The following is a 12,068-nucleotide window of genomic DNA, read 5'->3' as shown; positions in this document are numbered from 1 at the left end:
TCATTGCCAGCCGTCAGAGTCGCCCGGAGGACCTCGCCCGCGCGATCAGCCACCGAAAGCCGCGTTTGTGAAACGGCAGGACCGCTTTCAGATAGGCGACGCCGAACATGTTGTGGGCATCGCAAATCGTCGAAATCACGGCGCGCGGCTGTTCCCTGGCGTCCTCGCGCAGAATGGACACGCGGAAATCGAGATGCGCGTTGTCGCGCCCGACGATGAGTTCGGCGGGCGTGTGAACGAAGATGGTCCAGCCGAGCAGGCTGTCGCCGACCGCATAAGCGGGCTTCCGCTCGACCGACAGGATGTCGCGATGACGCGAGACCTCCAGACCGAATGGCGCTGCGAGCGCGTTGCGAAGGATGAGAATGGTCTTCATCCAGCGGGGGCGGTCGCCGAAGATGGCGAAGAATGCGTCGATGGTCGACAGGTCAGCGCGGCTGAGTTCGATCGCGATCGACTCACGGTAGTCACTGCGCAACAGCAGCGCGCGATCGATGAGCGATGTCGCAGGAAGCGACGTCTCGCGCATCGCGGCAGAAGATTGTCCGGATCTCATCTGGCGTCCTGCGTCGGCGGCCGGTGTCTCGATCCAAGCAATCCCGTGCTTCATGCACAAGCCCATCGTATCGCCTATGGCGATTTGACGCCTCTCATCCGGGAATTCCCCACGAGTTAAGCCGCCCGGCTATGCCCATCATGCAGCGGCGCAATGTTCAAACTGCCCGTCGTGCCAGTTTGCCGCACGCCGCATCCCTTGTGTCGTCGGGCAAATCAGGCCGATGTTTGCGGCTATCCCGGGCTCGTGAGAGGGGCGGATCGCGATCGTCACGAACGTGGAGCCTGGGGAGCGGTGGGCGTGTGATGCTGCAGCGTGATCAGTCGCGCGGACGAACAGCATGATGCGCACGGTGAAGTCGTGATGTCCTGACACCCCGATGCTGGTGTCAACCTGGCGCAATGCGATCGCGCCGGGGATGGTGGCCCAAAAGCCCGGCGCACCAGGGAGACCACGTATAAGCCGTAAAGCCATCGCGCAGGGAATGCCGGGTCGATCCGGCTGCACCTGTGGTACCTGCCGCCTGCTTTTTTTTCGCAGGCGGGCCATGGGTGAGGCCATCGCCCGGCATTCCCTGCGCCCTCTCGTTATTGGAGGGTCGAACGACACATCATGACTCGGACAGATCATGTCGCGAGAACGCTGCCTCATACTCAACCGTCACGCCCGCGCAGGCGAGCATTCTGCGCGCCGCGGCTTGTGCAGCTAATGTTGTCGTTGAATGGCAGCTCAACAAATTCGCTGTCGTCCCGGACAAGCTGCGCCAACGCGACTGCGTTGGTGCGGCGCCGATCCGGGACCGATACCCACAGGCCACGGTGGGAGGCACATTCGCAGTTGCCAGCACACCCCACAACAGACGACGGTGGTTATGGGTCCCGGCGTTCGCCGGGACGACACCGATGATGGCGCAAACTGCTCGACCCTCACGTGCACGACGTCATCCGCTTATGCGTGCAGACGATGACGACGGCGTGGGAGTCGGCGCGAAGTACCTACCGCCCGTACACCACCGGCGCACGGCCGACGAAAACCGGCGGAGGCAAATCGCGCTGCCAGACGCGGCCGTCGTCGAACTGGATGCGCATGCCGTCCGGCGAATACACCGCGCTTTCGTCACGCGCATCGATCCAGAGCCGGCTGTTCGGCGCATTCCAGTCCGGCCAGGCCTGCAGCGATTCGCCGGTCTCGGTGGTCATGTTCACGGCATCGCCGTTCTGGGTCACGAAGGCCGGCGCCCCGATCATGCCGTCGCGGCACATCTGGATGCATCGGTAGGTGCCGGTGAGATTCGCGCTCGGCTGGGCGGAGGCGGAGCCGGCGACGCAGGCGCCGACGAGGCCAATGAGGATTGCAACACGCTTCATATCGATCACTCCATCGCTCGAAAGGGTCAACCAGCCCCCATTCGGGCCCCTCGGGCGGATCAAGTGCGATGCAGGAAAAATGTTCCGCGGGTTCCCCGGCCGGGAACCGCCTTACTCGACCAGCACGACGTCGACCGCAACGCCGAGCTTCTGTTTCGGCGAGCCGACAATGATGCCGTCGATCGGAGAGACATCCGAGAAGTCGCGGCCCATGCCGAGGATGATGTGATCGTTGCCGACGACGAGATCGTTGGTCGGATCGAAGCCGATCCAGCCGAGCGCCTCGCCACACCACAGCGATACCCAGGCATGCGTCGCATCCGCGCCCTGCAGCCGCGGCTGGCCCTCGGGCGGAATCGTCCGGAGATAGCCGCTGACATAGGCGGCCGGCAGGCCGAGGCCACGCAGGCCCGCGATCATGACATGCGCGAAGTCCTGGCAGACACCGTGACGATTGTCGAACACCTCGCGCAGCGGCGTCGAGATCACCGTCGCCTTCGGGTCGTATTTGAACTCCTTGCGGATGCGCCGCATCAGGTCGGCGGCGCCCGCGACGATGCCGGTGCCGGCCGGAAAGCTCGCCGCCGCATAGTCGGTCACCGGCGCAAGCACCGGCACCAATGCGCTGGCAAAGACGTAGCCGATCGGCGACGCCGGCCCGAGGCTGGTCGCCTCGAAGGCATCGTCGCGGACGTGCTCCCAGGCGGCACTCGGCGCATCGCGCTCCGGGGCGTTGCGCGCCAGTCTCACCCGCGAGCGCGAGTCGATGCGCAGATGGCGGTGCTGGGTATCGATGACGATGCTCTCAGTCAGCGTGCCGAAGAAGTCACGCCGCGCGGTGCGCTCCGAGGGGCGCGGCCGGATGTCGACGCTGTGCGAGATCAGTTCCTGGCCATCGCCGCTCGCGGGCTCCAGCCGCAGCGAGCAGCGCGCGAAGCTCACCGCGCTCTCATATTCGTAGGTCGTGACATGACGGATGTCGTAGATCACGCGAGGCCCGTGAGCTTTTCCGGCCGGGTCGCATTGGGGCCGTGCGGGAAGTAATGCTGTCCGATCGCCTCCGCCAGACTGAGCAGGTCCTGCTCCAGCGCGAACAGCGTGCGGCCGTCGAGATGCGCCGCCTCCGCCGCCGTGAGCCGCGCGACCAGCGAGACCGCAAGCCGCTGCGGCCGCTCGATCAGGCCATTCTCCTTGAGCACCGGCAGGCCCGCAATGTGCTCGTTCAAGGTCTCGATCTGGAAGGCGACCGAGCGCGGATTATAGAGGTCGAGCACCACGAGATCGCGGATCGGCGCCAGCGACGGACCGATCAGGTAGCGCGACCGGTAGGTGATCTGGCAATCGACCAGGGTCAGCAGGACGTCGAGATCCTCCGGCGTCGCCTCGTCATAGCCGAACTGCCGCGCAAACCGCGCGGTGTTGATGGCGCGCTCGGCGCGGCGCCCGATATCGAGGAAGCGCCAGCCGGCGGCGCGATTCATGTTCTCCTGGGCGAGGCCGGCAAAGCTCGCAAGCTTCTCGAGGATCAGTTCGGCCGTGCTGACGACGGCGTCCTCGTCCTCCGCGTCCTGCGCCAGACGGCTCGGCATCTCGGTGATCACCTGCCAGGCGTCGGGCGACAGCCGCTCGCGCAGCGATGTCGCGGTGCGTTGAGCGGATCTGAGCAGCGACAAGGCCGAGCCGAACTGGGCCTCCGCCTGCAGCGCTTCGGCCGCGACCTGCGATCCCCTGGTCCGCGACGTCTGCGAGATCGCGCCCCAGGCGAGCAGCAGGCGCTGGATGCGCTCGGCCGTGTTGAGCTGCGCCGGCGCGTCCCTGCCGGGATCGCGGTGCTGCGCGCCGAGCACGCGGATCAGCCGCAACGTCGCCTCCGCGCGTTCGAGATAGCGGCCGAGCCAGAACAGATTGTCCGCCGCGCGGCTCGGCAGCACGCCGGCGATGCGGCGGATGCGGACATTGTCCGACCCCGGCAGCAGGGTGCGCGCGGCGACCGCCTTGTCGCCGACCACCCAGACGTCGGCGGCGCGCGCGCCGTCGCCCATCGAGATGGCGCGCGCATCGAGCTTGTCGGCAATGCGGCAGAAGCCGCCGGGCATCACGGTCCAGCCGCCGTCCGGCGTCACGGCCGCGAACACGCGCAGCACGAACGGCCGTGGCGCGATCCGCCCGCCTTCCCACACCGGCGTCGTCGACAGCCGCACCACCTCCTGGCCGACATAGTCGATGCCGCGCTGCTTGATGGCCGCGCGCAAGCGATCGCGCTCGGCCGCCGAGAGCTCGCTCGGCAGCACCGGGCCGCTGCTCGCAAAGCCCGGCACGGCGCGGCCATAGGCGCCCTCGATGGCGAAGTCCTCGAGCCGATCCAACACCTCGTCGCGCGCCGATTTCTGCCCGCACCACCAGGTCGCGATATGCGGGATCTTGAGGTCCTCACCGAGCACGCGCCGCGACAGGCTCGGCAGGAAGCCGAGCAGCGCGCGCGCTTCGAGCACGCCCGATCCCGGCATGTTGGCGAGCACGACGCCGCCCTTGCGAACGACGTCCATCAGCCCGGCGACGCCGAGGCGCGAGGCGGCATCGAGCTCGAGCGGATCGAGCGAGTTGGAATCGAGCCGGCGCAGCAGCACGTCGACGCGCTTGAGCCCGGCGACGGTGCGGATGTGGACGCGATCGCCGCTGACGGCGAGGTCGTCGCCCTCCACCAGCAGGAAGCCGAGATAACGCGCCAGCGTCGCGTGCTCGAAATAGGTTTCGCTGAAGGTGCCCGGCGTCAGCACGCCGATGCGCGGCTCGTCGCGATCGGCGCCGGCGCGCAGCGCGTCGCGGAAGGTCTCGAAGAACGGTGCGAGCCGCTCGGCATTCATAGACTTGTAGATCGAGGAGAACGCGCGCGACAGCACGAGACGGTTTTCCAGCGCATAGCCCATGCCCGACGGCGCCTGCGTGCGATCGTTCAGCACCCACCAGCGCCCGTCAGGACCACGGCCGATGTCGGCGGCGTAGATGCTGAGGAAGCGGCCGCCCGGCGGCTTGATGCCACAGACGGGCCGCAGATATTCGCTGGAGCCGGCGACGGCCGCCGCCGGCAGTGCGCCGCTCGCGATCAGGCGTCCCTCGCCATAGATATCCCGCAGCACGCGCTCGAACAGTTCGGCGCGCTGCACGATACCCTGGGACAATTGCGCCCACTCGGCCTCGTCGATCAGCAGCGGCAGATGGCTCAGCGGCCAGGAGCGCTCGGCATTGTCGCCGGGCGAGCGATAGGTGACGCCGGCCTCGCGCAGATGCCGGTCAGCCGAGGCGAAGCGGCGGTCGATGTCGGTCGGTGCGAGCGCGGCGAACGTATCCGCAAAACGCGTCCACACCGGGCGCGGCTGGCCGTCGGCACCGATGAACTCATCGGGAATGCCGGGCAGCCGGGCGTAGTCGCGAGACCATTGCGTCGCGCGGCGCAGCGGAGGACGCGCCGCCGGCCGGCCGGCGGCGGGGGTCGCTCCCTGGTCCTGGCCGCTCGGGCCGTCCATGCCCTGCTCCTCCGCACAAACTAGGGCTCAATCAATGCCGGAGCGGCCTGCGCAAGTCGAGGGTCATCGGGAATTCATTTGTGCGTTCTTCCGGCGGCAGCGCGATTCGTCCGGGAGTGTGGCCGTGATCCTGGAATCGGGCGAGCCGCCGCGCCTCCGCCTCGTAGGAGTTGATCGGCTTGGTGTCGTAGTTGCGGCCGCCGGGATGGGCCACGTGATAGACGCAGCCGCCGAGCGAGCGGCCATTCCAGGTGTCGATCAGGTCGAAGGTCAGCGGCGAATGCACCGGAATGGTCGGATGCAGGCCGGAGGCCGGCTGCCACGCCTTGAAGCGGACGGCGGCGACGGCCTCCGCCGAGCGGCCGGTCGATGTCATCGGCATTCTCCTACCATTGCAGGTGACGAGGTGCCGGCCCTCGATGAAGCTTTCAGCTTTCACTTGAAGCCGTTCGACCGAGGAATCCACGTAGCGAACGGTGCCGCCCGCGGCCCCCTCCTCGCCCAGCACGTGCCACGGCTCGAGCGCCTGCCGCAGCTCCAAGGTCACGCCGCCATGCTGCACGCGGCCGAAGGTCGGAAAACGGAACTCGAGCTGCGCTTGATACCATTCCGGCGAGAAGTCGTAGCCGGACGACCGCAGCTCATCCAGCACATCAAGAAAATCCTCCCAGATGAAGTGAGGCAGCATGAAGCGGTCGTGCAGCGCCGTGCCCCAGCGCACGAAATTGCCTTCCTGCGGCTCGCGCCACAGCTTGGCGATCAGGGCACGGATGAGCAGTTGCTGCGCCAGCGACATGCGCGGATCCGGCGGCATTTCGAGCGCGCGGAATTCGACGAGACCGAGGCGGCCCGTCGGGCCTTCCGGCGAGTACAGCTTGTCGATGCAGATCTCAGAGCGATGGGTGTTGCCGGTGATATCGACCAGGAGATGCCTGAACAGCCGATCGACCAGCCACAACGGCACGCCCTGCCCGGCCGGCGGCACATTGGCGAGAGCGATCTCCAACTCATAGAGACTGTCATGCCGCGCCTCGTCGATACGCGGCGCCTGGCTGGTCGGCCCGATGAACATGCCGGAGAACAGATAAGACAGTGCTGGATGCCGTTGCCAATACAGCACGAGGCTCTTCAACAGATCGGGACGGCGCAGGAACGGCGAATCCGGCGGCGACGAGCCGCCGACCACGACGTGATTGCCGCCACCGGTGCCGGTGTGGCGGCCGTCGATCAGGAAACGGTTGGCGCCGAGCCGCGTCTTGGCGGCGTCCTCATAGAGCCCGAAGGTGATGTCCACCGCCTCGCGCCAGCTCTGCGCCGGCTGGATGTTGACCTCGATGACGCCGGGATCGGGCGTCACCTTGATGACGTCGATGCGCGGATCGAATGGCGGCGCATAGCCCTCGACATGAACCTTGATCTGCATCGCCTCGGCCGTCGCTTCGACGGTCGCGATCAGCTCCAGATAATCCTCGATGGTCTCCACCGGCGGCATGAAGACGCAGAGAATGCCGTCGCGGATCTCGACCGACATCGCGGTGCGCACGCCGAGACCGCCCCAATACTGGTACTGAACGTCCTGCTGTTGTTGTGGCGGCCGGTCGAGCGCCTTCAGCGGCGGCACCTGCGGCACGATCACAGGACGTCCTTGCGCATAAGCGGGCAATGGCCCGCGCGCCTCCATCGGATCCTGCTCGTGAATATACGGGAAGTCTTCTGGCGGAATGTACAGCAGCGAGTTGATCGGCAGCCTCAGGCCGAGCGGCGAGTCGCCCGGAATCAGGAACAGCCGCTTGCGCCGCAGGCCCCAACGTTCGCTGCGCCAGCGCGACGGCTGGGCATTCCAGCGCTGGATCGGCAGCACGAAGCCGCGCGGAATGTGCAGCCCCTCGTCGAAGACGCGCGCCATCCGCGCGCGCTCTTCCGGATCGTCGAGCTTGGAGTCGAGCGCATCGACGTTCTCCGGCAGCGCGGCTTCCTTTTGCAACCAATGCGCGGGGTCCTCATACGCCGGCAGCACATAGTCCGGCTCGAGGCCGAGCGTCTCCGCCGTCGTATCGAGGAAGCGCTCCGCATCCGCGATCGTGGCCATGCGCGGGGCGTCGATGCTCGCGATCAGATCGGGATTGCGCCAGATCGGCTCGCCGTCCTTGCGCCAATACAGTCCGAACGCCCAGCGCGGCAGGCTTTCGCCGGGGTACCATTTGCCCTGGCCGTAATGCAGCAGGCCACCGGGCGCGAACCGCGACCGCAGGCGCCGGATCAGGCTGTCGGCAAGCCCGCGCTTGGCCGGACCGACCGCCGCCGTATTCCACTCCGCGGACTCCATGTCGTCGATCGACACGAAGGTCGGCTCGCCGCCCATCGTCAGCCGCACGTCGTGAACGGCGAGATCGGCGTCGACGGCCTCGCCGAGCTGATCGAGCTTCTGCCAGGACTCATCCGAAAAAGGCCGCGTGATCCGCGGCGCTTCGCGAATACGCTTCACATTCATCTCGAAGGCGAAGTCGACCTCGGCAATTCCGGCGCTGCCCGAGATCGGCGCGGCCGAGCGATAATGCGGGGTCGCGGCGACGGGAATATGTCCCTCGCCCGCAAGCATGCCCGAGGTCACATCGAATCCGATCCACCCGGCACCGGGCAGATAGACCTCCGCCCAGGCATGCAGATCGGTGAAGTCATTCTCGACCTCGACCGGCCCTTCGATCGGATCGATATCAGGACGCAGCTGGATCAAATAGCCCGAGACGAAGCGCGCGGCGAGACCGAGATGCCGCATCGTCTGAATCAGCAGCCATGCGGAGTCGCGACAGGAGCCCGCCGCCGAGGCCAGCGTCTCCTCCGGCGTTTGAACGCCGGGCTCCATCCGGATGATATAGCGAATCTTTTTCTGCAACTGCGCATTGAGGTCGACGAGATAGTTGACCGTGTTGTCGGCTTCGCGCGGCAGCGACTTCAAGTATTCCGCGAACTTTGGTCCGGGCTCGATCGTCTCCAGATAGGGCGCGAGTTCCGCTTTCAATCCGTCGGGATAGGCGAACGGAAAGCTGTCGGCATAAGGCTCGACGAAGAAATCGAACGGATTGATCACGGTCATCTGCGCCGTGAAATCGACCTCGATTTTCAGTTCGTTCACCTTCTCCGGAAAAACATAGCGCGCGAGCCAGTTGCCCTGCGGGTCCTGCTGCCAGTTCACGAAATGGTTCGATGGCGTGACCTTGAGCGAATAGCTCAGCACCGGCGTCCTGGTATGGGGAGCCGGACGCAGACGGATGGTCTGCGGGCCCAATCCGACCGGACGATCATACTTATAATGGGTGACGTGATGTAATGCGACGTAGATTGACACGTGGGTTCAGCGCTCCAGCAACTTTTTTGAGCAGAACATTGCCGTGCTCAGGGATCAAGCACTAACAACGGGCAGAGCTGCCTAATGAACCGTCCTGGGCTCGAAAGATGACAATTCGGCCGTCCTTCGGTCTCATCGCGCCCCGATCAGGTGTTCGGACTGCACGCACCGGTGGCTTTTGCGGCGGGACCGTGACCAACTCAGGCGTCCTAACAAGAACGGGAGAAGAACAAACAACCCGTTTCACCGTGTCCCCTCGGAGTTGTCCACAGGGAGAGGCCGATACGGTCACGGAAGATTGACCACTCTGCAATAGCAGGGATTAACCCCGAAAGTTGAACTAACAAGAACTAATAGCGTTGCATTCGCCGCAATCACTTGATAGCTCGACTACACGTGCTATTTAGGACCCCCATTGCCAAAAGGAGAATCACGTTGGCCAAGACAGCTAAGAAGGCAGCTACCAAGAAGTTGGCGCGCAAGCCGTATACCGCCGCCGACATCAAGCTGCTGAAGCAGCACTCGAAGTCCAAGACCCCGGTTGCCAAGATCGCCAAGGCGATGAAGCGGACTGAAGGCTCGCTGCGCCAGAAGGCCCTGGCGCTGGGCATTGGCCTCGGCCACCAGCGGTAATTTGTTCGGCGCCGCTGTCGCGCGTCAGCGCGGCCAGCCCAAGTCGGTGTACCGAGGCGGCGCTACCAGCCTGTCATCTGATCTCAGTTGCGATCCAGTCTCAGCTACGACGTGATCCCAGCTGCGATCAGATGCCGGCACGGAAACATCCGGCAATCCGCTCGCGAGGCAGCCGAGAAACCGGCCAAGAAGCCAGCGAAGAGCTCGAAAGCCCGAGCTACATCGTCGCACCGAGCACCCAGGGCGCGAACTCAGCGCCGCCGAAATCGAAGCTTTCGCTCTTGGTCGGCTGCCCGGACGCGGTTTTCAGCATCAATTCGAAGATCCGCTGGCCGCACTCCTGCACCGTCTCCTCGCCGTCGAGGATGGTGCCACAGTTGACGTCCATGTCGTCTTCCATCCGCTTGTACATCGGCGTATTCGTCGCCAGCTTGATCGACGGTGCCGGCTTGCAGCCGAACACACTGCCACGTCCGGTGGTGAAGCAGACGAGATTGGCTCCGCCGGCCACCTGCCCCGTCGCCGCGACCGGATCGTAGCCGGGCGTGTCCATGAACACGAAGCCCTTCTTGGTCACGGCTTCGGCATAATGCAGCACATCCACCAGATTGGTGCTGCCGGCTTTGGCCATCGCGCCGAGCGACTTCTCCAGGATGGTGGTCAAGCCCCCCGCCTTGTTGCCAGGGCTCGGATTGGCATTCATTTCCGCGCCTTCGCGCGCTGTATACTCTTCCCACCAGCGCATCAGCGACACCAGTTTCTCGCCGACATCGCGGCTCACGGCGCGGCGCGTCAGCAGATGCTCGGCGCCGTAGGTCTCCGGCGTCTCCGACAGGATGACCGTGCCACCATGTCGCACCAGCAGATCGCTAGCGGCACCAAGCGCGGGGTTGGCGGAGATTCCGGAGTAGCCGTCGGAGCCGCCACACTGGAGCGCGACCGTCAATTCGCTCGCGGGAACCGTCTCGCGCTTCACCTTGTTGGCGTCGGTCAGCGCCTCCTTCACGAAGGCGATGCCGGCCTCCACGGTCTTGCGGGTGCCGCCGACCTCCTGGATGTCCATCGCGCGCAACCGGCCGGCGAGTTTCTGCTCTTCCATCAGCCCGCCGATCTGATTGGCCTCGCAGCCCAGCCCCAGCACGATCACCGCGGAGAAGTTCGCGTGCCGCGCGTAGCCGCCGAGCGTTCGCCGCAACAGTTTCAGCGGCTCATCCATCGTCATGCCGCAGCCCGTCTTGTGCGTCAGCGCCACCACACCATCGACATGGGGATAGTCGGCGAGCGGATCATCGCCCGTGAACGGATTCCTCTTGAAGACGTCGGCGACCAGGCCCGCGACATGGGCGCTGCAATTCACCGATGTCAGGATGCCGATATAGTTGCGGGTCGCGACGCGCCCATCGGGGCGGCGGATGCCTTCGAACGTCGCCGGCAGATCGAAATTCGGCGTCGGCTTGACGTCGACGCCATAGGCGTAGTCCTTGGCGAAATCGCCCATGCCGCAGTTCTGTGTATGAACGTGCTGCCCCGGCGCGATCGGCGAAGTGGCGAAGCCGATGATCTGGCCGTAACGGCGGATCGGCTCGCCCTGCGCGATGGGACGCACCGCGACCTTGTGTCCCGCCGGGATACGATCGACCGTCACGACGCCATCGGCTACGGCCAGCCCGGGCGGCAGGCTCGCGCGCGCGATCAGAACGCTGTCCTCGGGATGAAGACGGATGACGGGAGCGGGAGCCATGGCAGTCTCTCTCGTTGGAACTCATCGGTCGTGGAAACAGCGCAGAGCGAGTAGAGGCACCCCTACTCGCTATTCGCCATCAGCAATTCGCCCTCAGGCCTTGCCGCCGGAGTCCTTGCGCGTCTGCAAGACCTGCTGACGGGCATAGACCTGCATCAGACCGACCTCGTTCGACAGCGTGACCAGCTTGAAGCCCATGTTGATCGCGCGCGCCGCGCCCTCGGCGCCGCTGCAATGGATGCCTGGGTTCAGCCCGCGCTTGCCGCACTCCTTGACGATCTTCTCGTAGATCTTGAGGATCTCCGGCTCGTCGCGATCGAGCTTCGGCACGAGGCCGTAGGAGAAGCCGAGATCGGACGGTCCGATATACACGCCGTCGATGCCCTCGACGTCGAGGATGGCCTCCATGTTCTCGACCGCCGTCTTCGTCTCCATCATCGGCAGCAGCACGATTTCGTCATTGGCCGTCTTCTGGTACTCGCCGGCACCGCCGTACATGCCGGAGCGGATCGGGCCGTTGGAGCGGACACCCTTCGGCGGGTACTTCGAGTAGGAGACGAGATTGCGGGCTTCCTGAGGTGTGTTGACCATCGGGCAGATGACGCCATACGCGCCGCCATCGAGCACCTTGCCGATGATGCCGGGCTCATTCCACGGCACGCGCACCATCGGCGTGACCGGATGAGCATGCATCGCCTGGAAACATTGCACCATCGACAGATAGTCCTGCACACCGTGCTGCATGTCCACGGTGACGCTGTCGAAGCCGCACTGCGCCACGACCTCCGCGGAAAACCCCGAGGGGATCGCGAGCCAGGCATTCACCACCGCTTTGCCTTCGGCCCAGAGCTGCTTGACCTTGTTGTTCGCCACGACCGGATTTCCTTCCCTGGTTGTTCAA

9 protein-coding genes are annotated in these 12,068 nt (G+C 65.3%); 1 reads left to right on the top strand and 8 read right to left on the bottom strand.

The window, feature by feature from the left end:
• Positions 1 to 13: 13 nt before the first annotated feature.
• The 6 genes from ACQR0Z_RS24255 to ACQR0Z_RS24230 all read right to left on the bottom strand — a co-directional run bounded on the left by ACQR0Z_RS24255 (position 14) and on the right by ACQR0Z_RS24230 (position 8,793).
• Positions 14 to 556, bottom strand: a complete 543-nt coding sequence (locus tag ACQR0Z_RS24255) for a DUF2867 domain-containing protein (protein ID WP_434920311.1) — start codon at positions 554 to 556, stop codon at positions 14 to 16.
• A gap of 138 nt (positions 557 to 694) precedes the next feature.
• Positions 695 to 1,117 (bottom strand): hypothetical protein, encoded by a 423-nt coding sequence (locus tag ACQR0Z_RS24250; RefSeq protein WP_434920310.1) that lies wholly within the window; start codon positions 1,115 to 1,117, stop codon positions 695 to 697.
• A gap of 434 nt (positions 1,118 to 1,551) precedes the next feature.
• Positions 1,552 to 1,932 carry a hypothetical protein gene (locus tag ACQR0Z_RS24245; RefSeq protein WP_434858359.1) on the bottom strand — a complete coding sequence of 127 codons (381 nt, stop codon included), beginning with the start codon at positions 1,930 to 1,932 and terminating at the stop codon, positions 1,552 to 1,554.
• 102 nt (positions 1,933 to 2,034) lie between these two features.
• Positions 2,035 to 2,913 (bottom strand): transglutaminase family protein, encoded by an 879-nt coding sequence (locus tag ACQR0Z_RS24240; protein ID WP_434920309.1) that lies wholly within the window; start codon positions 2,911 to 2,913, stop codon positions 2,035 to 2,037.
• A complete protein-coding gene (locus tag ACQR0Z_RS24235) occupies positions 2,910 to 5,447 on the bottom strand; it encodes a circularly permuted type 2 ATP-grasp protein (protein WP_434858357.1) in 2,538 nt (845 codons plus the stop codon). Before ACQR0Z_RS24235 ends, ACQR0Z_RS24240 begins: the two co-directional genes overlap by 4 nt.
• Before the next feature lie 31 nt (positions 5,448 to 5,478).
• Entirely contained in the window at positions 5,479 to 8,793 is a 3,315-nt protein-coding gene (locus tag ACQR0Z_RS24230) for a DUF2126 domain-containing protein (protein ID WP_434920308.1), read from the bottom strand.
• Positions 8,794 to 9,228: 435 nt separating this feature from the next.
• On the opposite strand from ACQR0Z_RS24230, the gene ACQR0Z_RS24225 reads away from it, so the two are divergent.
• Positions 9,229 to 9,426 (top strand): hypothetical protein, encoded by a 198-nt coding sequence (locus ACQR0Z_RS24225; RefSeq protein WP_006613836.1) that lies wholly within the window; start codon positions 9,229 to 9,231, stop codon positions 9,424 to 9,426.
• 217 nt (positions 9,427 to 9,643) lie between these two features.
• Here the strand turns inward: ACQR0Z_RS24225 and ACQR0Z_RS24220 are convergent, their stop codons facing one another.
• A complete protein-coding gene (locus ACQR0Z_RS24220) occupies positions 9,644 to 11,167 on the bottom strand; it encodes a UxaA family hydrolase (protein ID WP_434858355.1) in 1,524 nt (507 codons plus the stop codon).
• Between the two features lie 93 nt (positions 11,168 to 11,260).
• The gene (locus ACQR0Z_RS24215; protein ID WP_434858354.1) at positions 11,261 to 12,040 is read right to left on the bottom strand and encodes an HpcH/HpaI aldolase family protein; all 780 of its coding nucleotides are present in this window, start codon (positions 12,038 to 12,040) and stop codon (positions 11,261 to 11,263) included.
• Between the last annotated feature and the right edge of the window lie 28 nt (positions 12,041 to 12,068).

Origin of the sequence: Bradyrhizobium sp. HKCCYLS3077, assembly GCF_051167555.1 — a bacterium.
Lineage (GTDB): Bacteria > Pseudomonadota > Alphaproteobacteria > Rhizobiales > Xanthobacteraceae > Bradyrhizobium.
This window is presented reverse-complemented; position numbering and strand designations above follow the sequence as displayed.

Coding starts and splice junctions, on each gene's coding strand:
- ACQR0Z_RS24250 (WP_434920310.1), bottom strand. CDS start 1,117: ATGGCCTCACCCATGGCCCGCCTGCGAAAAAAAAGCAGGCGGCAGGTA.
- ACQR0Z_RS24220 (WP_434858355.1), bottom strand. CDS start 11,167: ATGGCTCCCGCTCCCGTCATCCGTCTTCATCCCGAGGACAGCGTTCTG.
- ACQR0Z_RS24235 (WP_434858357.1), bottom strand. CDS start 5,447: ATGGACGGCCCGAGCGGCCAGGACCAGGGAGCGACCCCCGCCGCCGGC.
- ACQR0Z_RS24255 (WP_434920311.1), bottom strand. CDS start 556: ATGAGATCCGGACAATCTTCTGCCGCGATGCGCGAGACGTCGCTTCCT.